Raw genomic sequence first — 18,996 nt, 5'->3', positions numbered from 1 at the left:
CTCATGAATCTCTACAACTTAAACCGACGTATCCGCCGCAATCGCCGCCATAAGCCCAACCTCTTCCGCCCGCTTCTTGACGATCGGGCCGAGCGGTATCTCGGAAAACGGCATGGTCCGCAGCTTCAACTGCGCATCGCACACCTTCTTGCCCTCAGACGTGATCTTGGCCTTCGTCACAGCAAACCCCGAACCGTCATGCTCCAGATAGGCCTCGATATCGAGCACCGCATTCGGCTCCACGAAGGTGCGCATCTTGGCGCCATCGACGGTCATCAGGAACGGCATGGCGGCGAAATCGGTCATGGCCAGAACCAGCATGCCGGACGCCTGCGCCATGGTTTCGATGAGCAGAACGCCCGGAACCAGTGGCATGCCGGGAAAGTGGCCTTCGAAGACCGGGCTCTGGGCAGGCACGACGGACCGCGCCTTGAGAATGCGGGCGGAGCGGTCGATGGACTCGATGCTATCAACCATCTGGAAATATTCTAGAAGCATGTTCCGTCCGTGAGGTTTTTAGGGGAATGGCAACAGGGCCCGTCGTGACACTCCGTCATCCCGGACTTGATCCGGGATCCAGCAGCCGCGCGTCTGCGCGGCAAGAGAGTCTTCTCGCGATCAAAGACTTGATCGCACTGGATTTCGGCTCAAGGCCGGAATGACGGATACAAAAGTATCCGCCAAACAGTCCGTCCAAATCAACCCTTGGCGGCCTTCAGCTCGTCGATCTTTGCGCAGAGGTTCTTCAGAACGAAATATTCCTCGGTCGAAACCTTGCCTTCGTTGACTTCCTGCGTCCACTGCTCGAGCGGGATCTTGATGCCGAATTCCTTGTCGATCGCGAAAACGATGTCGAGGAAGTCGAGGCTGTCGATGCCGAGATCGTCGATCGTGTGGCTTTCCGGCGTAATGGTTTCGCGGTCGATTTCGCTGGTATCAGCGATAATGTCTGCAACCTTGTCGAATGTAGCTGTCACGCCCATAATCCTTCGTGTGTCCTATGTATGAGGCACCACATAGGGAACTTGCGCAAAAAAGCCAATGCTTTCGTGAGGTGCCCCTGTATTTTCAGAGCAAAGTGTTGCCTAAACAGCAACCGAATGCCGCTCGCTGCCAGAAACCAACGTGTCGAGTTCAACCGCCCATACGCCGCAAGACAATCGATCCGGGGCATAAGCGGGCAATCAATGATAGAGAGACGGAGGATCAGCGGGCGTGCCCGGTATGGCTCGTCGTAACCGTTGGCGCTTTGGCCTGAGCAGGATTGAACACTGCTGCCGCGAAAATCAAACAAACGAAAAAGCACTTCATCTTACGCTCTCCGGCGCTTAACGGACCTTGTTGTCCCTGGCCAGAATGATAGCGCGAAGGTGCATCTTTCCGCTTAAAGAATGCGGTTAGCTGATGCTTCCAAATTGCGTAAAAAAGCTGTCGGCCCGTTAACTGCGCGCTAACGATAAGATTATTGCGACGCCGCGGGTGTGGCAACGGGCTTTTGCTGTTCCTGCAAAGCCCGCAGTTCTGCGACCCTTCGCTTGTATTCCACTTCCGAAATCTGGCCTCTACGGCGTGCAGCGCCCAGCTTGGTCATGCTTGTCTGCATGGAATCGGCTTCGTCGTTTTCCATTTGTGGCAGGGCAGCCGTCATAGGCTTTGCGAATGTCGGATATGTTCCGGTGTCGCGCTTTTGTGCCATGGGCGAGGCATCGACGGATTGCGGGCCCACCACCTGTGCGGCGGGACGCTTCATATGCGCTGGTGCAACGATGGGATCAAGCGTTTTGCAGGCGCCGAGCAAGGGCAAAAGAAGACCGCAAACCGACAGGGCCGTTGCCGCTCTTACGCATTCCATACGCTTGCCCATTTCAATGTCCCGCCTGTAACCGTATTATTCGATCTCTAAAACGCCATATCACGGGCGCGTGTGTCGCTGGAACTTGTATTCGTTTTCATGCAGAATGTGCAAACACAAAAATGCGCGAGAGGACAATGTATGGCAGGCATCGATGGCGGGGTGAACGACGAGGAGGAAAAGCCTAAAGGCTTCGATCCCAAATCCGCCGACGCTTATATGGTGTGTGACCCGCAGGCATTCGCGATGAATGTGGCGAAGGCGTTGGAAAACCTGGGCAAAGCTGCCTCCGAATGGCTGGCACCACGGGAACGTGGCGACATTCCGCAAACCACCGCCAGCCCCATGAGCGATCTGTTCCAGACGCTGTCCGACGTCGCCGAATACTGGATGGCGGAGCCGAAACGCTCGGTCGAAGCGCAAACGCATCTCCTCTCCAGCTACTTCGACATCTGGCAGAAATCCGTTTCGCAAATGTCCGGCGATTCCGCCAGCGCCCAAGAGCAGCCGGGCAATGAGCGAAAACACAAGCGCTTTACGGATGAGGACTGGCAGGCAAATCCGTTCTTCGATGCCTTGCAGAAGGTCTATTTCGTCACCGTCAGCTGGGCAGACCGCATGGTGACGGAAGCCGATGGGCTGGACGAAAAGACCCGCCAGAAGGCGCGATTCTACATGCGCCAAGTAACGGAAGCGATCTCACCGGCCAACTTCGCCTTCACCAACCCGCAGGTCTTCCGCGAAACGGTGGCGACCAGCGGCGCCAATCTGGTCAAGGGCATGGCCCAGCTTGCCGAAGACATGGCGGCCGGCAACGGCAACATCAAACTGCGCCAAACCGATTACAGCAAATTCGTCATCGGCCAGAACATCGCCGTCACCCCCGGTAAGGTCATTGCCCGCAGCGATCTGTGCGAAGTCATCCAATACGCGCCCTCCACCGAAAAGGTGCTGAAGCGGCCGCTGCTGATCATCCCGCCATGGATCAACAAATTCTACATTCTCGATCTCAACGCCCGCAAATCCTACGTCAAATGGTGCGTCGATCAGGGCCACAGCGTCTTCATGATCTCCTGGATCAACCCGGATGCGCGTCATGCCGAAAAGGGCTGGGACAACTACACGAGCGAGGGAATCGATTTCGCACTCGACGCCATCGAACAGGTCACCGGCGAAAAACAGATCAACGCCGTGGGCTACTGCATCGGCGGAACGCTGCTGGCCTCTACGCTCGCGCTGCACGCGCAGCAAAAGAAAAAACGCATCCGCTCGGCCACCTTGCTGGCCGCTCAAACCGATTTCACCCATGCGGGCGACCTCAAGGTTTTCATAGACGAGCAGCAACTGGCCACACTCGAAGCCCATATGAAGGCAGTTGGCTACTTGGATGGCGCGATCATGGCCAGCATCTTCAACATGCTGCGGGCGTCTGATCTGATCTGGCCTTACGTGGTGGACAATTATCTGCGCGGCGCCCAGCCGCCACCCTTCGATTTGCTCTACTGGAACTCCGATTCCACCCGCGTCGCCGCGGCCAACCATTCCTTTTATCTTCGCAATTGCTACCTCGAAAACAACCTCGCCGAAGGCCGCATGCAGGTGGCGGGCAAAGTGATCAATCTGAAAGACATCGATATCCCGGTCTATGATCTCGCAACCCGCGAGGACCACATCGCACCCGCCAAATCCGTCTTCACAGGCGCGTCCTGTTTTGGTGGCCCGGTCGAATTCGTGCTCAGCGGCTCCGGCCATATCGCAGGTGTCGTCAATCCGCCGGAGATGGAGAAATACCAATATTGGACAGGCGCTTCACCAAGCGGTGACTTTGACGAATGGCAGAAGGCGGCAACCGCCCACAAAGGATCATGGTGGCCGCACTGGCAGACCTGGATCAAGGCGCAAGACAAACGCAAGGTCGCTGCCCGCATTCCCGGTGATGGCGCCCTTCCCGCCCTTTGCGATGCGCCGGGCACCTATGTGCTTGAATAAGCACGTTGCGAACACGACACTGCACCATGATCTTTGATTCTCCACTCATTCCCGGAACGCTCATCTCTCGCTACAAGCGTTTCCTTTTCGATGCCGTGCTGGAAGACGGTACCGAAATCACCGGCTCCTGCCCCAACACCGGCTCCATGCGCGGACTGACCACGCCGGGTTCACGCGTCTGGTTATCCGAACACGACAGCCCCACCCGCAAATATCGCCACATGCTGGAAATGGTGGAAGCGGATGATACGGTCGTCGGCATCAACACCGGCATGCCAAACAGGCTTGCCGAAGAAGCGCTTCTCTCGGGACGCATCCCCTCATTAGCCGGCTACACGACGGTCAGGCGCGAGCAGAAATACGGCATCAATTCCCGCATCGACTTTCTGCTGTCCGCCCCCGGTCGGCCGGATGCCTATATCGAGGTGAAGAACGTGCATTTCATGCGCGAAAAAGGCTTGGCCGAGTTTCCCGATACGGCCACCAAACGCGGCGCGAAACATCTCGAAGAGCTGGGCGATGCGGCAGAAAGTGGCTGCCGCGCCGTGATGCTCTATCTCATACAGCGCGACGATTGTGACCGCTTGCGCATCTGCGGTGATCTCGATCCGGTCTATTTTGCCGCCTTTCACCGTGCCATGACGCGCGGAGTGGAGGCCTACGCCATAAAATGCAGCGTCTCATCACGGGAAATCGTCGCAAACGAGATGGTTGCAATAGACGACTGGTACCCCGCTGCTTTATGAAACGAAGCATTGAAAGACGGAAAGCAGGACAATGGTAACTTACATCGATGCGGCAGCGGCCCCTTCCAAGAACACGGGCGTCATCCGGCTGTACAATGCCGAAGACTTCAAGGGCATGCACAAGGCAAGCCAGCTGACGGCGCGGTGCCTCGATGAACTGGCCAGCATCGTCAAGCCGGGCGTCACGACCAGCGCCATCGACCGCTTTGTGTTCGAATTCGGTATGGACAACGACGCCCTGCCCGCCACGCTGAATTATCGCGGCTACACCAAATCCGTCTGCACCTCCATCAACCACGTGGTCTGCCACGGCATTCCCGATGACAAGCCGCTGCGCGAAGGTGACATCGTCAACATCGACGTCACCTATATCCTGGATGGATGGTACGGCGATTCCAGCCGTATGTATCCGGTGGGCCAGATCAAGCGCGCCTCCGAGCGTCTTTTGGAAGTGACCTATGAATGCCTGATGCGCGGCATTGCCGCCGTCAGACCCGGCGCCCGCACCGGCGCCATCGGTGCTGCCATTCAGGCCTATGCGGAAGCCGAGCGCTGCTCTGTGGTGACGGATTTCTGTGGTCACGGCGTGGGACGCCTCTTCCACGATACACCGAACATCCTCCATTATGGCAAGGAGACAGACGGCCCGGAAATGCGCGAAGGCATGATCTTCACCATCGAGCCGATGATCAATCTCGGCAAGCCGCATGTGAAGGTCTTGTCGGATGGCTGGACGGCTGTGACTCGCGACCGCTCGCTGTCTGCACAATATGAACATGCGGTGGGTGTTACAGCAACGGGCTGTGACATCTTCACGCTATCGCCCGGCGGTCTGCACCGTCCCGGCCTGCCGCCGCTCTGAAACGTTGGATCGAAGCACAGAACCGAAACCGAAAGACAAGTCTGATGGCCAAACGTCCTGTCGATAAAGACCCAAAGTTCAATCTGGAAGGTGGCGCAGAGGACAAGCCGGCGGGCCTTTCGGAAGCAGCGGATGAACGGGGCTTCTTTACCGAATCAAGGCGGGGAAACATCAAAGACAGCAAACCGCAGCCGACATCGCCAGCAGACAGCGACGTGGCGCACTACCACGGCCACCGCGAGCGCCTGCGCGCCAAATACCGCGACAATGGCGATTCGGCGCTGGCGGATTACGAATTGCTAGAGCTGTTTCTCTTTCGGCTCATTCCCCGCAGAGACACCAAACCTATCGCGAAAGCCCTGATCGCACGGTTCGGCACGCTCGCTGGCGTGCTGGGTGCACCGCCCTCGCTGCTTCAGGAGGTCAAGGGTGTGGGCGAGACCGTGGCGCTCGACCTCAAGCTCATCGCCTCCGTATCCCAACGCATGCTGAAAAGCGAAATCCGCAACAAGCAGGTCCTGGGGTCGTGGTCTGCCGTTATAGACTACTGCCACGCCGTCATGGCGCATGAGTCACGCGAGCAGTTTCGCATTCTCTTCCTCGACAAGCGCAACGTGCTGATCGCCGACGAGGTGCAGGGCCAGGGTACGGTCGACCACACACCCGTCTATCCGCGAGAGGTCGTGCGTCGGGCACTGGAACTCTCCTCCACCGCCATCATCCTTGTTCATAATCATCCTAGCGGCGACCCGACGCCATCGCGTGCAGATATCGATATGACCAAGACGATCATCGATACCGCCAAACCACTGGGCATCGCGGTGCACGATCACATCATCATCGGCAAGGATGGGCATGTCAGCTTCAAGGGTTTGCGGCTGATATAGGGGCATAAGAAAAATTCTGACATTTCCCAAGAAAAACACGCGTCAGACGCCAGTTTTCTAAAAACGGCACAACCCTAAATTTTCCGATTAACAAAAAATCAAGACATCTAAATTAGTTTTTTCGAAAATAATAAGTTTTCGGATCGGGGGGTGCCATGACCTCTATGGCAAAAATATTCCGCAATCGTTCCGGCTCGGCAGCGGTTGAGTTCGCAATCGTCGCACCGGTTTTCATTCTCGTTCTGCTCACCATGATTGCCTATGGGATTTATCTCAGCGCTGCCTACGCGGTGCAGCAGGTCGCCGCAGATGCGGCGCGTACCGCAGTCGCAGGCATCACCAGAACAGAGCGAGAAATACTGGCGAAAAACTTCGTTGACCAGAGCGCCCTCAATTACGCCTTTCTGGACAAGAACCGCGTCAATGTCAGCGTCGGCAGCGACCCGGCAAACATCAATCAGTTCACCGTCACGGTAGAGTATGACGCAACCGAACTGCCCATCTGGAGCCTCTACACCTTCGCGCTTCCGGACAAGACCATCCGTCGATTTTCGACCATTCGGATCGGGGGGATCTGACATGCGCAAAATTTCAAATCTCAAACGCCTTGCGAAAGACCGTTCCGGCAACGTCGCCATCATGGCAGGCATTACCGCACCGCTGATGATGGGCGTCCTTGCACTTGGCGTCGACTATGGCTCGCTCACGTTGCAAAAGCGCCAGCTTCAGCAGACTGCGGATCTTGCCGCTGTTTCGGCGGCTTCAGCCACCGATGTAAACCGCGCCGTCTTTCAGTATTTCCAGCTCAACAACAAAAACCTTGGTGTTAAAACCGCATCAGGCATTCTGACGGAAACAGGCACCATCCCCTTTGATCCCGAAACCGCCTTTTCCAGCCGTGATGGCTATGCGGAAGTCGTCAAAGGGCGTTACGTGCCGGACCCGACTGTCTCGATTGGCGAACGTTTCGTGGAAAACGCCACGCCGACCAATGCGGTGAAGGTCAACATTGTCGAACAGGGCCGCATCTATTTCGCTGGCACGTTCACGACAGCACCGAAAATATCCGCAGTCGGAACCGCCGCCGGACAAAAGGTCGCCGCCTTTTCGGTGGGCTCGCGCGTGGCCAGCCTCAATGGCGGCCTGCTGAACAATCTCCTAGGCAGCTTGCTGGGCACCACGATCGCACTCAACCTGTCTGACTATCAGGCTCTGCTTGCGACCGATATCGACGCACTAAAACTGGTCGATTCGCTGGCAACCGATCTCAGCCTCACCACCGGTACCTATCGCGACGTGCTTCAGACCGAAATCAGCTACGGCAAATTTCTGGCGGCACTGACAAAAGCAACAGGCACACGACCCACGGTTACCGCAGCCCTTAAGACGCTGGAAAAAGCGCTGGCCAAAACCGCCGTCACACTGCGCTTGGAGGAAATTCTGGCGCTCGGCCCCGTCATCGACAAACAGGTTGGCGCCACCGAAAACCTTCGCCTGAACGCCGGTGTGTTCGAACTCATCAACGCGGCCGCCACCGTTGCCAATGCCGGACGTCAGGTTTCGGTCGATGCGGGGTTATCGGTACCAGGACTGGCGGGCACCAAGATCACGATTGCCATCGGCGAGCCGCCGCTGGGCACGCCATCGCTTGCCATCGGCACACCGGGCAGTGTTGTTAGAACCGCGCAGACACGTCTCATGATCGACACCAAGGTCGATGGCCTGAAAGCCCTGCTGGGCCTCAGCGTGCGCATTCCGCTCTATGTCGAGGTCGCCAATGCGGAGTCCAAAGTGTCGGACATCAGGTGCTCTACGGGCGGCACCGGCACAGTCGATGTCGCCGTCGTCCCGGGCATAGCAGAGATTTCGCTTGGCAATGTTGATACCACCGGCTTCAACAATTTCGGTCGCGATCCGCGTGTGACGAAGGCGGCGATCGTGGATTCGCTTGTGTTGAAAATCAACGCCATGGCCCACGTCGACAGTGCCAACGTCAAGCCGACGACGCTGACATTCCAGCCGGCCGATATTGCCCAGGGCACGGTCAAGAACGTCTCTACCAAGGACGTGACGACATCATTGGTCAAATCTCTGCTGAAAGAACTGGACGTCGATATCAGCCTGCTGGTCATCACCATTGGCTCGCAGCCCGTGGTGCAGGCAGCACTCGCCGAAACACTGTCCGTCGCAACGGCGCCGATCGACAGTCTTCTCTACAACACGCTGATGCTGCTCGGCGTCAAGATGGGCGAAGCCGATGTCCGAGTGACCGACGCTCGATGCTCTCACCCCGCTCTTGTGCAATAGAGCTCTGTCCAAACAAAAAAGCCGCCGGATCGCTCCGGCGGCTTTGTCATGTGTATCGATCAGAGTTAGCCGTTGACGACGGCCAGACGCTTCTCGTCGCGGCCGCTCTTCATGCGCTCAGACAGAAGGAACGCCAGTTCCAGCGCTTGGTCGGCATTGAGACGCGGGTCGCAATGGGTGTGGTAGCGGTCCGACAGCGAATCGGCTGTCACGGTGCGCGCACCACCGGTGCATTCCGTCACGTCCTTACCGGTCATCTCGATGTGGATGCCGCCCGGATGCGTGCCTTCGGCGCGGTGAATCTGGAAGAAGCTTTCCACTTCCGACAGAATACGCTCGAACGGACGCGTCTTGTAGTGGTTGAGCGTGATCGTGTTTCCATGCATCGGATCGCAGGACCAGACGACCTTGCGGCCTTCCTTCTGGACGGCGCGGATGAGCTTCGGCAGGCTTTCGGCAACCTTGTCGTGACCGAAACGGCAGATCAGTGTCAGGCGTCCGGCTTCGTTGGATGGGTTCAGCGCATCGATGAGCTCGATCAGATTATCGGGCTGTAAGGACGGGCCACACTTCAAACCGATCGGGTTCTTGATGCCCCGGAAATATTCCACATGGGCATGATCAAGCTGACGCGTACGGTCGCCGATCCAGAGCATGTGGCCCGATGTTGCGTACCAATCACCGGAGGTCGAATCGATGCGGGTCAACGCTTCTTCATAGCCCAGCAGCAACGCTTCATGGCTGGTGAAGAAATCGGTTTCGCGCAGGCTCGGCTGGTTATCGGCCGTAATACCAATGGCCTTCATGAAGTCCATCGTTTCGGAGATGCGGTTGGCCAGCTTACGGTAACGGTCTGCCTGCGGGCTGTCCTTGACGAAGCCGAGCATCCACTGGTGCACGTTTTCAAGGTTGGCATAACCACCCATGGCGAAAGCGCGCAGCAGGTTCAGCGTTGCGGCAGACTGGCGGTAGGCATCCAGCTGACGTTCCGGGTTGGGAATACGCGAGGCTTCGTTGAACTCGATACCGTTGATAATGTCACCACGGTAAGACGGCAGCTCGACACCGTTCTGCGACTCGATGTTCGAGGAACGCGGCTTGGCAAACTGACCGGCGATGCGGCCAACCTTCACGACAGGAAGCTGCGCACCATAGGTCAGAACGACGGCCATTTGCAGGAAGGCGCGGAAAAAGTCGCGAATGTTGTCGGCACCATGTTCCAGAAAGCTTTCCGCGCAATCGCCGCCCTGAAGCAGAAACGCTTCGCCATCGGCAACGCTGGCAAGCTGCTTCTTCAGGCGGCGCGCTTCACCGGCAAACACCAGCGGCGGATAGGTCGCAAGCGTCGCTTCCGTCGCTGCAACCGCTGCCGCGTTCGGGTATTCGGGAACCTGCTGGATTGGCTTGTGCCTCCAGCTGCTCGGTGTCCAATTCTGTGCCATTTTGTTCTCGCCTGTGACGCCTCGTAATCGATGAGGCAGCAACCATCCCTGTTAATCGGGCGCTTATAAACATTTTCACTCTCGCTTGCAAAGGCCAAGTTAGCAGCGATCCGTCCCGTTTGCCCCGGCTTTGACGCCAGTGAAAAACGCCGTATCCATTCACCCAGCGTGAAAACCATAACGCCACCCTCTCCAGCCGCGTGGACGGCCAATTCTCGAAGGGATCGGTAAGGCCATTACGGCCCGTCGAGCCCACATCCCTGCGCATGCGCTCCATCACGAACATCGTTTCCGGTGACATCTGATCGGCTCCCGTTTGCATGGAACGGAAGTAAGCCCGCAGGCATGGCGCTCATAGACGCGAGATTGAAACGGGCATTTCAACCATACACGGTGCGCGTGCGCCCCTATTGGCCTATAGTGTCACCGATCAGCGGGGATGAATGCCATGAAGGATGTCAACTGGGACGATCTGAAGCTCTTCCATATCGTCGCGTCGGAGGGTGGGCTTGCCGGTGCAGCAGGGCTGACCGGCATCAGTGCGCCGACTATCGGCAGACGGATGCTGTTTCTGGAACGGACAATGGGGCGCACCCTGTTCATCCGCAGTCAGCAGGGTTACCGGCTGGCACCTGACGGTCTTACCCTGTTTGAGCGCGTTCAATCCATGCGTCGCGCAGCACTCGATATCAGCCAATGGCACAGCGATGCCTTTGCGCTGCCCATCGTCTCCATCGCCAGCAACATCTGGATGATGGGTTTCATAGCGGACAGAGCAGGCACCCTTCGCGGCCCGCAGGATGGTTTTCGGCTGTGCTGCAAGCTCTTCAGCGCAGAGGACGATCTGACCTATCGGCGTGGCATGGTGGCAATCTTCGACACGCCACCCACACAGGGAAATTTCGCTGCCCTGAAATCCGTCGATGTGTCCTACCACGCCTACCGCGCCGAAAATCTGCGCGCCAGCAACGACGTGCCGTGGATTTCGATCGGCACGGAGGTCGCGGTTTCCAATGCGGAGACATGGGTGTTTCGCAACCATGAGCGGACGATCCACACCTGGACGAACGCACCCGAACTGCTGCCCAAGCTGATTGCCAGCGGTGCTGGAAAAGGCGTTCTCCCATCTTATATCGGAGATGACCTGCCCGGTGTCGTGCGTGATGGTGAGGCCATTGCAGAGCTATCGCATCCGCTCTGGCTGGCGTTTAACGATGACGACCGGCACTCACCCGAGATGCGCACCGTCATTGATCGTCTCGCCGCGCTTTTGAAGCACAACGAAATCCTTTTTGAAGGCATTGTGGAAAGCGAGAAACCGAGCGAAGCTTCGATTATACCCTTTCACCGTTCTTGATCCGATAGCTCGGCGTGTACATCGTCACAAGCTCTTCGGCTGCGGTGGGGTGAACTGCCATCGTGGCATCGAAGTCATCCTTGGTGCATCCAGCCTTCAGCGTGATGCCCAGAAGCTGCGCCATCTCACCGGCATCGTGGCCCAGAATATGGGCGCCGACCACCTTACGGTCCGCCGCATTGACGATGAGCTTCATGATCGTCTTTTCAGAACGACCGGACAGCGTCGCTTTCATCGGGCGGAACTGCGCGCGGTAAACCTCGATCTCCTCGAACTTGGAAGCGGCCTCCTCCTCGGAAAGACCGACAGTACCGATCTCGGGCTGGGAAAAGACAGCCGTTGCGATCAGATGGTGATCCGGCTTCGTCGGGTTGTTCTTGAACTCGGTTTCGATGAAGCACATGGCTTCATGAATGGCGACCGGCGTAAGTTGTACCCGGTCGGTGACGTCACCCAGCGCAAAGATGCTTGGCACGTTGGTGCGCGAATAGTCGTCAACAATGATCGCGCCGCGCTCGTTGACCGCAACACCGGCCTTTTCCAGACCCAGACCTTGCGTGTTCGGGTCACGCCCCAATGCCAGCATGACTTGGCCCACATTCAAAGAATGGCCCTGCTTGGTGCGCGCAACAAGACCACCTGCCCCATCCTTGCTCACCTCTTGGATCACGTCTTCCAGAATGATGCGAATGCCCTTCTCAACCATGGCCGCATGCAACCCCGACCGCATGTCGTTATCGAAGCGCGACAGGATTTCCTTACCGCGATAGATCAACGTCGTTTCGACACCGAGACCATGGAAAATATTGGCGAACTCCACGGCGATATAACCGCCGCCCGCAATCAGAATGGATTTGGGCAACTCGTCTAGATGGAACGCCTCGTTGGATGAAATCGTCAGTTCGTAGCCTGGCAAAGACACATGCGGATTGGGCGTACCACCCACCGCAACGACGATACGCTCAGCCGTCACCGTCTTACCGGTTTTTATAAGCTTCACGGTGTGCGCATCGACCAGCTCTGCGCGGCTGTCGAAAATGTCGGCCTTGGCGTTTTCCAGCCCCTTGCGGTAGAGTCCTTCCAGACGCTCGATCTCCTTGTCTTTCGCAGCAATGAGCTTCTTCCAGTCGAAACTGCTTTCAGCCACGCTCCAACCGAAACCGGCGGCATCTTCGAAATGCTCTCGATATTGCGAGGCGTAGACGAACAGCTTCTTCGGCACACAGCCTCTGATCACGCAAGTCCCGCCATAGCGGTATTCTTCGGCAATGCCGACCCGCTTGCCCAGCGATGCCGCCACACGCGCACTGCGCACGCCGCCGGAACCGCCGCCAATAACGAAAAGATCATAATCGTAAGATGTCATGGGAGAGCCTCTGATGCGAAGGATGAACACCGCCATCGCTTATGCACTCATATAGGTGGCGCACGGCACAAAAGAAAAGCCCGGAGTGAAATCCGGGCTTTGAAAATTTCTGAAAGCTGGCTGAAAAGATCAGGGCTTAGGCTTGGCCGCTGGCGCCGCACCGGCAGGCGCAGCTGTTGCGCCAGGTGCGCCACCTGTGTTGGAATTGTTGGCGGGCAACGGCTGGAGGTCTGCACCGGCAACCTTCTGAAGCTCTTCCATGCTGGATGCATTGAGATCGCGGTTGATACCTGCAGCCCAGATGTCAGCCGCCTTCATCAATTCACGCGTGGCTATCGGACCATCTTTCAACAGTTTCTTGCCGGCTTCACTGCCGTAGAATGCAGAGATTGCCTTCAACTCATCGAGCGAGAAAGCGCGTGCATAGGTGAGTGCTGCTTCACGTTCCAGATCGGCACGGCGCGGTGCAAGTTCCAGCGCCTTGGCATCGACGGTTTCACTGATGGCGTCCTGAACATTCGGCGAAGCCTGAATGAGCTCGGTCTTCAAACGCTCTGCAAGACCTGGCAGAATGTTGTCAAAACGGTCGGTAACACCGAGCGCAGAGATCGCCTGCTTTGCAGCATTGATATGCTCCTCGGAAATTTCCTGCGCCCGAACGGCGGTGCCGAACACGATGCCGGAAATGAGGATAGAAGCAGCGGCAGCTTTGCCCAGTCCCGCAAGTTTGATCATGAAATCTCTCGCTCCTGTTATATGTTCGCCTGCATCACGCGGGCGCCATCTGGCCCGGCGATAATGGCAAGCGATGCCAGATTAATGAAAAGTCCGTGCTCGACAACACCTGGTATGGCGTTCAGCTCGCGTGCCAGTGCTTCTGCATCAGGAATACGGCCAAAAGATGCGTCGAAAATGAGGTGGCCGCCGTCTGTTTTGAAGGGGCCATCCTCCAGAGACCGAAGCTTCAAATCGCCTATCAGGCCGAGCTTTGAAGCCACTGTCTCGATCGCGATGCAGGTTGCAACCTGACCGAAAATATTGATCTCGATGGGCAATGGAAACGCGCCCAGCGTGTCGACGACCTTGGTCTGATCGGCAATCACAATGACGCGAGATGACGCTGCCGCGACAATTTTTTCGCGCAACAACGCACCGCCGCCGCCCTTGATGAGGCGCAGATGGTGGTCGACCTCGTCGGCACCATCGATGGTTAGGTCCAGTTCCGGAAGTTCATCCAGTGACTTCAAGGGAACGCCAAGCTCCACGCACAAACGCGCCGTGCGCTCGGATGTCGGAACGCCCTGAACCTTCAGGCCATTGGAGACCTTTTCAGCCAGAAGCCTGACGAATTCTTCTGCCGTAGACCCGGTACCAATACCAAGACGCATTCCGTCTTCGACATGGGACAACGCCGCTTCTGCGGCCTTGATCTTCATTTGGCGGGCATCCATTCGGCTGCAAACTCCGGGTCTAATCCACTCGATGCGTATCGGCCTTGCATCAGGCGGCCTTACGCTGGCGTGCTGTTTACACGGGTCGAATAGCAAACGAAAGCCCCTTGAGAGGGTCACACGCGACGATTCAAAGGTTTCATTGCAAATGCCCGTGCCAATGCTTAGCCTTGGCCGGACAATACACAGCACACCATGAGGCATGCCTTGACTTCTCCACTCGTCATATTCGATCTCGACGGAACACTGGTCGATACCGCCCCCGACCTTATCGACAGCCTGAACTATGCCATAGCAGCCGCCGGCCTTGCGCCCACGACCTATGGCGACCTCAAACACCTCGTCGGCCATGGCGCACGGGTCATGATCAAGCGGGCCTTTGCCCTGCGCAACAAAGAGCTTTCCGACGACGATCTGGAGCCGCTCTACGAGCGCTTTCTCTCCCATTATCTCGAGCAGATGCCTGGACAGAGCGTACCCTACCCCGGCATCGTTGCCGCACTGAAACGATTGACGGCAGCCGGTTTCACACTGGCCGTTTGCACCAACAAGACGACCGTACTGACAACACCGCTTCTGGAGAAACTCGGCCTCAGCCATCACTTCGCAGCCGTCACCTGCGGCGACACGTTCGAATGGCGCAAACCAGACGCCCGCCACATCACTGGCACCATTGAAAAAGCAGGCGGCGACCCTGCCAAAAGCGTGATGGTCGGCGACAGCGTCAACGACATCGCCTCCGCCAAGAACGCCAACATTCCCTCGGTCGGTGTGACGTTCGGATATACAGATGTGCGGATGGCGGAGCTTGGGCCGGATGTGGTGATCGATAGCTATGATGAGTTGGATGCAGCGCTGATCGAAAAGCTGATTTCGAAGCGGGTGGCTGCGGCCTGATAAGGCACCCCACTCACCCGTCATTCCGCATCAAGTGCGGAATGACGGAAATCTTCAAGAAAACCGCACAATAAAAAAGCCGCCCCGAAAGGCGACTTTTTCAATGGATGCTACAGGCGGATTAACGCGAGTAGAATTCGACCACGAGGTGTGGTTCCATGACGACGGCGTAAGGCACGTCAGCAAGAGCAGGAACGCGAACGAATGTCGCGACCATCTTGTTGTGGTCAACTTCGACGTAATCAGGAACGTCACGCTCTGCGAGAGCAACAGCTTCGAGAACAGTTACGAGCTGCTTGGACTTCTGGCGGACTTCGATAACATCGCCTGGCTTGCAGCGGTAAGAACCGATGTTGACGCGAACGCCGTTAACCGTGACGTGGCCATGGTTGACGAACTGGCGAGCCGCGAAAACGGTCGGAACGAACTTTGCGCGGTACACGATCGCGTCCAGACGGGACTCGAGCAGACCGATCAGGTTCTCGGATGTGTCACCCTTGCGACGGTTAGCTTCGTCGTAGGTTGCACGGAACTGCTTTTCACGGACTTCACCGTAGTAGCCCTTGAGCTTCTGCTTGGCACGCAGCTGCGTACCGAAGTCGCTCATCTTGCCCTTGCGGCGCTGACCATGCTGGCCTGGGCCGTATTCGCGACGGTTGACTGGGGACTTAGGACGACCCCAGATATTTTCGCCCATACGGCGGTCAATTTTATACTTAGACGATTCGCGCTTGCTCATCGTATTTCCTTTCAGAACGTTACACCGGTTTGTTGCCAAACCGGATCAAGGAAACACGCCCTCCTCTGAGATCCCGTTTTCAGGACCTCTGACAGGTTTCTCACATTTGCGAATGGAGAAGCCACGGGACATGTCGGTGGTGTCGACTACCGAACGACAGCGCATAGGCTGCAGGGCAGTCAACTGAATACACCGAGCATTGCTGCCCGGTGTTGTGCGGCTTCTATGTTCCCTTCATAAAGATGTCAACGAGAAAAAAGTTTGACGGCCCTCTTGAAACAGGATTTCGCCACATTATTTCTCGTCCGTGATCAGGACTCGGGCCCCTCTGGCGTATTACCGGACAATACGCGATGTCGAGTCTCTTGCGGTTGGGGCCACGTCTATGTCTGTCACACGTTCCCCATCCGAAAAGCCAACCTCGTCCGGCCAAAGGTTGACTGATGGACTTTCTTCTCGCTGATTTTCTCGGCACCCCCACTTGGATGTGGGCTGTCTTTATTTCTCTCGTATTGGGTCTTCTAGCCCTCGATCTGGGTGTTCTCCATAAGAACTCCAAGGAAATCGGCATCCGCGAAAGCATGCTGATGTCCACTTTCTATATCGGTATCGGTTTGGCCTTCGGCGGCTGGATCTGGTACCAGTCCGGCCAGCAGCTGGCTCTGGAATATGTCACCGGCTTCGTGGTCGAAAAAAGCCTGGCGATGGACAACATCTTCATCATCGCCATGATCTTCTCCTACTTTGCCATTCCCCGCCAATATCAGCACCGCGTGCTGCTGTGGGGTATTCTCGGCGTGATCGTGCTGCGCGGCATCATGATTGCTGCGGGTGCCGCCATCGTCGAAAACTTCCACTGGGTTCTCTATATCTTCGCTGCGTTTCTGGTCTTTACCGGCCTCAAAATGCTGTTTTCCTCAAGCCATGATGAAAACGATATCGGCAACAACAAGATATTGAAATTCCTGCGCCGTCACCTGCCGGTGACGAATGCGCTGCACGGCGAGAAATTCATCGTCAAGGAAGTCGATGAAAAGACCGGCAAGCTGAAAACCTTCGTGACGCCGCTGTTCCTCGCGCTGATCATGGTCGAAATCGCTGACCTCATCTTCGCAGTCGATTCGATCCCGGCGATCTTCGCGATCACGACAGACCCGTTCATCGTCTACACGTCGAACATCTTCGCGATCCTTGGCCTGCGTGCCCTCTACTTCGCACTGGCCGCTTTGATCCACCGCTTTGCGTATCTGAAATACGCGCTGGCTGCGGTTCTGGTCTTCGTCGGCTCGAAAATCTTCCTGGCCGACATGCTGGGCATCGCCAAAATACCTCCAGCCGTTTCGCTGGGCGTAACGATCGCAATCCTCGCGACCGGCATTATCGGTTCGTTGCTTGCGACCCGTAATGAGAAGAAGGTGATCGAGTAAGGTTGAAAATGAAGGCGGCGAAAGCCGCCTTCATGCATTACTCAGCTGCAAGCTTTGAAATTTCCTCAGCCGCATCCGCATCCCCGGGTGCGGTTTTTGCGTCGAGGTCAGGGAATGCTACGATGCGCTTGCCGGAGAAATCCGCGTGGACGACGACAAGTTCCTTCTCCTCGAAATAGCCCAGCAGCATGCGCGCACGTCGCGCCGAATGCGTGCCATAGGCTCGGGCGATCCGCGCGTCGGACGGGCAAGGCTCTTGTGCCAACGCTGCCTTCACAAGAAGCAGGAACACGCCCTGCAGATCATCGGAAACGTTCTTTGATAGCTCCAGCGCCTTCTGCCAATCCTCACTGGCCGCCATCTCCGCATCCACACCGGAGCGGGTGATGGCTACCTGACGGCGGAACTCTGAAAGCGTCATCGGGGTGCCGGGAATGCGGCGCATTCGGGCGCGCACCAGAAACTCCTGATAAAGGACGGCATCCGTGCGATAGGCCGATTGCGGGTCTTCCATGATTTCCGTCAGAACGGCCGAAATCTTCTCCGTCCGCTCTTCTGGCGAAAGTTCCGGCTGGCTGCTGCGCTGTGGTTGCTGCGGTTCCGGCCCGCCAATGGCAGGGGTGGAGCGCGACAGCTCCGCCAGAATATCCGTCGTCGGGCGCGGTGCTGGCGGTGTGCGGCGCACGGAAGTTCGGCTGAACTCTTCCGGGTCCGGCGTGAAAATCAGGTCTTCGACATCCTGCGGCGAGTCGGGCAGCGGCATAAGCTTCGGCGAGGAGGACCGCGCTGATGTCTCGACGTTGCCGATGACGATGGGCAGCGGGCGACGCGACAGGGCGGGGCCAAGCGCCACGAAATTGCCGCGCTGCAAATCGCGGAACATTTCCGCCTGACGACGATCCATGCCCAAGAGATCGGCGGCGCGCGCCATGTCGATATCCAGAAAGGTACGCCCCATCAGGAAGTTGGAGGCTTCGGCGGCCACGTTTTTGGCCAGCTTTGCCAGACGCTGCGTGGCGATAACGCCTGCCAGACCGCGCTTTCGGCCACGGCACATGAGGTTTGTCATGGCACCCAGCGACATCTTGCGCGCGTCTTCCGTCACCTCACCGGCAACGGACGGCGCAAACATCTGCGCCTCGTCCACCACGACCAGAACCGGATACCAGAATTCGCGGTCGGCATCGAAAAGGCCATTGAGGAAGGCTGCGGCAGCGCGCATCTGCTGCTCGATATCGAGGCCTTCCAACGTGAGAACACAGGAAACGCGGTGCTGCCGGATGCGGTTGGCGATGCCAGCAAGCTCGCCCTCCGTGCGCTCGCCATCGACAACCACATGGCCGAATTTATCGGCCAGCGTAACGAAATCGCCTTCGGGATCGATGATGACCTGCTGCACCCAGGGCGCAGACTGCTCCAGAAGACGGCGCAGCAGATGCGATTTGCCGGAACCGGAATTGCCCTGCACCAGCAAACGCGTGGCCAGCAATTCTTCAATATCGAGCTTGGCCGCCTGCCCGCCCGATAGAGTCCCCATGTCGATGCCGACCTGCACTGTGAATGTCCCTGCGACTCAGAATGGATGATGCGCTGGCTCACGCCGCGCGAACCATCTCTTTACCAAAGTTTTAACCGAATACCCCTGCCTATCGCAACAATGCACAGGGAATATCT

General features: G+C 57.4%; 18 protein-coding genes. 9 read left to right on the top strand and 9 right to left on the bottom strand.

The window, feature by feature from the left end:
• Positions 1-18 precede the first annotated feature (18 nt).
• The 3 genes from RRU01S_RS11135 to RRU01S_RS11125 all read right to left on the bottom strand — a co-directional run bounded on the left by RRU01S_RS11135 (position 19) and on the right by RRU01S_RS11125 (position 1,864).
• Positions 19-498, bottom strand: a complete 480-nt coding sequence (locus tag RRU01S_RS11135; RefSeq protein ID WP_045230345.1) for a 3-hydroxyacyl-ACP dehydratase FabZ family protein — start codon at positions 496-498, stop codon at positions 19-21.
• Between the two features lie 200 nt (positions 499-698).
• Positions 699-983 (bottom strand): acyl carrier protein, encoded by a 285-nt coding sequence (locus RRU01S_RS11130; RefSeq protein WP_103088466.1) that lies wholly within the window; start codon positions 981-983, stop codon positions 699-701.
• A gap of 479 nt (positions 984-1,462) precedes the next feature.
• The gene (locus RRU01S_RS11125) at positions 1,463-1,864 is read right to left on the bottom strand and encodes a hypothetical protein (RefSeq protein WP_045230344.1); all 402 of its coding nucleotides are present in this window, start codon (positions 1,862-1,864) and stop codon (positions 1,463-1,465) included.
• A 129-nt stretch (positions 1,865-1,993) separates the two neighbouring features.
• Between RRU01S_RS11125 and RRU01S_RS11120 the strand changes: the two genes are divergently transcribed.
• The 6 genes from RRU01S_RS11120 (at position 1,994) to RRU01S_RS11095 (ending at position 8,643) form a co-directional block, all read left to right on the top strand.
• The gene (locus tag RRU01S_RS11120; protein WP_045230343.1) at positions 1,994-3,841 is read left to right on the top strand and encodes a PHA/PHB synthase family protein; all 1,848 of its coding nucleotides are present in this window, start codon (positions 1,994-1,996) and stop codon (positions 3,839-3,841) included.
• Positions 3,842-3,867: 26 nt separating this feature from the next.
• On the top strand, positions 3,868-4,587 hold the full coding sequence (sfsA, locus tag RRU01S_RS11115) for a DNA/RNA nuclease SfsA (RefSeq protein WP_045230342.1): 720 nt from the start codon (positions 3,868-3,870) through the stop codon (positions 4,585-4,587).
• Between the two features lie 31 nt (positions 4,588-4,618).
• Positions 4,619-5,449, top strand: a complete 831-nt coding sequence (map, locus tag RRU01S_RS11110) for a type I methionyl aminopeptidase (RefSeq protein WP_045230341.1) — start codon at positions 4,619-4,621, stop codon at positions 5,447-5,449.
• A 44-nt stretch (positions 5,450-5,493) separates the two neighbouring features.
• Positions 5,494-6,336 (top strand): RadC family protein, encoded by an 843-nt coding sequence (radC, locus tag RRU01S_RS11105; protein WP_081880054.1) that lies wholly within the window; start codon positions 5,494-5,496, stop codon positions 6,334-6,336.
• A 155-nt stretch (positions 6,337-6,491) separates the two neighbouring features.
• Positions 6,492-6,914 (top strand): TadE family protein, encoded by a 423-nt coding sequence (locus tag RRU01S_RS11100; RefSeq protein ID WP_045230340.1) that lies wholly within the window; start codon positions 6,492-6,494, stop codon positions 6,912-6,914.
• Position 6,915: 1 nt separating this feature from the next.
• The gene (locus tag RRU01S_RS11095; protein ID WP_045230339.1) at positions 6,916-8,643 is read left to right on the top strand and encodes a TadG family pilus assembly protein; all 1,728 of its coding nucleotides are present in this window, start codon (positions 6,916-6,918) and stop codon (positions 8,641-8,643) included.
• 65 nt (positions 8,644-8,708) lie between these two features.
• Here the strand turns inward: RRU01S_RS11095 and RRU01S_RS11090 are convergent, their stop codons facing one another.
• Positions 8,709-10,085 (bottom strand): class II 3-deoxy-7-phosphoheptulonate synthase, encoded by a 1,377-nt coding sequence (locus RRU01S_RS11090; RefSeq protein WP_045230338.1) that lies wholly within the window; start codon positions 10,083-10,085, stop codon positions 8,709-8,711.
• Positions 10,086-10,533: 448 nt separating this feature from the next.
• On the opposite strand from RRU01S_RS11090, the gene RRU01S_RS11085 reads away from it, so the two are divergent.
• Positions 10,534-11,442, top strand: coding sequence for a LysR family transcriptional regulator (locus RRU01S_RS11085; protein WP_045230364.1), 909 nt, complete (start codon positions 10,534-10,536; stop codon positions 11,440-11,442).
• On the opposite strand, the gene gor is transcribed toward RRU01S_RS11085, so the two are convergent.
• From gor to rpiA, 3 genes are all read right to left on the bottom strand, one after another.
• On the bottom strand, positions 11,420-12,808 hold the full coding sequence (gene gor / locus RRU01S_RS11080) for a glutathione-disulfide reductase (protein WP_045230363.1): 1,389 nt from the start codon (positions 12,806-12,808) through the stop codon (positions 11,420-11,422). The two genes, RRU01S_RS11085 and gor, sit on opposite strands and share 23 nt — an antisense overlap.
• A 129-nt stretch (positions 12,809-12,937) precedes the next feature.
• The gene (locus RRU01S_RS11075; RefSeq protein WP_045230337.1) at positions 12,938-13,543 is read right to left on the bottom strand and encodes a DUF2059 domain-containing protein; all 606 of its coding nucleotides are present in this window, start codon (positions 13,541-13,543) and stop codon (positions 12,938-12,940) included.
• A 17-nt stretch (positions 13,544-13,560) separates the two neighbouring features.
• Positions 13,561-14,259: a ribose-5-phosphate isomerase RpiA gene (gene rpiA, locus RRU01S_RS11070; protein WP_045230336.1), complete on the bottom strand. Its 699-nt coding sequence runs from the start codon at positions 14,257-14,259 to the stop codon at positions 13,561-13,563.
• Positions 14,260-14,466: 207 nt separating this feature from the next.
• On the opposite strand from rpiA, the gene gph reads away from it, so the two are divergent.
• Positions 14,467-15,156: a phosphoglycolate phosphatase gene (gph, locus tag RRU01S_RS11065; RefSeq protein ID WP_234936063.1), complete on the top strand. Its 690-nt coding sequence runs from the start codon at positions 14,467-14,469 to the stop codon at positions 15,154-15,156.
• 121 nt (positions 15,157-15,277) lie between these two features.
• On the opposite strand, the gene rpsD is transcribed toward gph, so the two are convergent.
• Positions 15,278-15,895, bottom strand: a complete 618-nt coding sequence (gene rpsD, locus RRU01S_RS11060) for a 30S ribosomal protein S4 (protein ID WP_042619322.1) — start codon at positions 15,893-15,895, stop codon at positions 15,278-15,280.
• A 443-nt stretch (positions 15,896-16,338) separates the two neighbouring features.
• Between rpsD and RRU01S_RS11055 the strand changes: the two genes are divergently transcribed.
• The gene (locus RRU01S_RS11055) at positions 16,339-17,322 is read left to right on the top strand and encodes a TerC family protein (RefSeq protein ID WP_045230334.1); all 984 of its coding nucleotides are present in this window, start codon (positions 16,339-16,341) and stop codon (positions 17,320-17,322) included.
• Positions 17,323-17,359: 37 nt separating this feature from the next.
• Here the strand turns inward: RRU01S_RS11055 and RRU01S_RS11050 are convergent, their stop codons facing one another.
• Entirely contained in the window at positions 17,360-18,877 is a 1,518-nt protein-coding gene (locus tag RRU01S_RS11050) for a helicase HerA domain-containing protein (RefSeq protein ID WP_045230333.1), read from the bottom strand.
• Positions 18,878-18,996 lie beyond the last annotated feature (119 nt).

Origin of the sequence: Agrobacterium rubi TR3 = NBRC 13261, from assembly GCF_000739935.1 — a bacterium.
Lineage (GTDB): Bacteria > Pseudomonadota > Alphaproteobacteria > Rhizobiales > Rhizobiaceae > Agrobacterium > Agrobacterium rubi.
This window is presented reverse-complemented; position numbering and strand designations above follow the sequence as displayed.

What these genes read in the sequence shown, in the direction of transcription:
- RRU01S_RS11135 (WP_045230345.1), bottom strand. Translation starts at nt 498, where the DNA reads ATGCTTCTAGAATATTTCCAGATGGTTGATAGCATCGAGTCCATCGAC.
- RRU01S_RS11130 (WP_103088466.1), bottom strand. Translation starts at nt 983, where the DNA reads ATGGGCGTGACAGCTACATTCGACAAGGTTGCAGACATTATCGCTGAT.
- RRU01S_RS11125 (WP_045230344.1), bottom strand. Translation starts at nt 1,864, where the DNA reads ATGGGCAAGCGTATGGAATGCGTAAGAGCGGCAACGGCCCTGTCGGTT.
- RRU01S_RS11120 (WP_045230343.1), top strand. Translation starts at nt 1,994, where the DNA reads ATGGCAGGCATCGATGGCGGGGTGAACGACGAGGAGGAAAAGCCTAAA.
- sfsA (WP_045230342.1), top strand. Translation starts at nt 3,868, where the DNA reads ATGATCTTTGATTCTCCACTCATTCCCGGAACGCTCATCTCTCGCTAC.
- map (WP_045230341.1), top strand. Translation starts at nt 4,619, where the DNA reads ATGGTAACTTACATCGATGCGGCAGCGGCCCCTTCCAAGAACACGGGC.
- radC (WP_081880054.1), top strand. Translation starts at nt 5,494, where the DNA reads ATGGCCAAACGTCCTGTCGATAAAGACCCAAAGTTCAATCTGGAAGGT.
- RRU01S_RS11100 (WP_045230340.1), top strand. Translation starts at nt 6,492, where the DNA reads ATGACCTCTATGGCAAAAATATTCCGCAATCGTTCCGGCTCGGCAGCG.
- RRU01S_RS11095 (WP_045230339.1), top strand. Translation starts at nt 6,916, where the DNA reads ATGCGCAAAATTTCAAATCTCAAACGCCTTGCGAAAGACCGTTCCGGC.
- RRU01S_RS11090 (WP_045230338.1), bottom strand. Translation starts at nt 10,085, where the DNA reads ATGGCACAGAATTGGACACCGAGCAGCTGGAGGCACAAGCCAATCCAG.
- RRU01S_RS11085 (WP_045230364.1), top strand. Translation starts at nt 10,534, where the DNA reads ATGAAGGATGTCAACTGGGACGATCTGAAGCTCTTCCATATCGTCGCG.
- gor (WP_045230363.1), bottom strand. Translation starts at nt 12,808, where the DNA reads ATGACATCTTACGATTATGATCTTTTCGTTATTGGCGGCGGTTCCGGC.
- RRU01S_RS11075 (WP_045230337.1), bottom strand. Translation starts at nt 13,543, where the DNA reads ATGATCAAACTTGCGGGACTGGGCAAAGCTGCCGCTGCTTCTATCCTC.
- rpiA (WP_045230336.1), bottom strand. Translation starts at nt 14,259, where the DNA reads ATGGATGCCCGCCAAATGAAGATCAAGGCCGCAGAAGCGGCGTTGTCC.
- rpsD (WP_042619322.1), bottom strand. Translation starts at nt 15,895, where the DNA reads ATGAGCAAGCGCGAATCGTCTAAGTATAAAATTGACCGCCGTATGGGC.
- RRU01S_RS11055 (WP_045230334.1), top strand. Translation starts at nt 16,339, where the DNA reads ATGGACTTTCTTCTCGCTGATTTTCTCGGCACCCCCACTTGGATGTGG.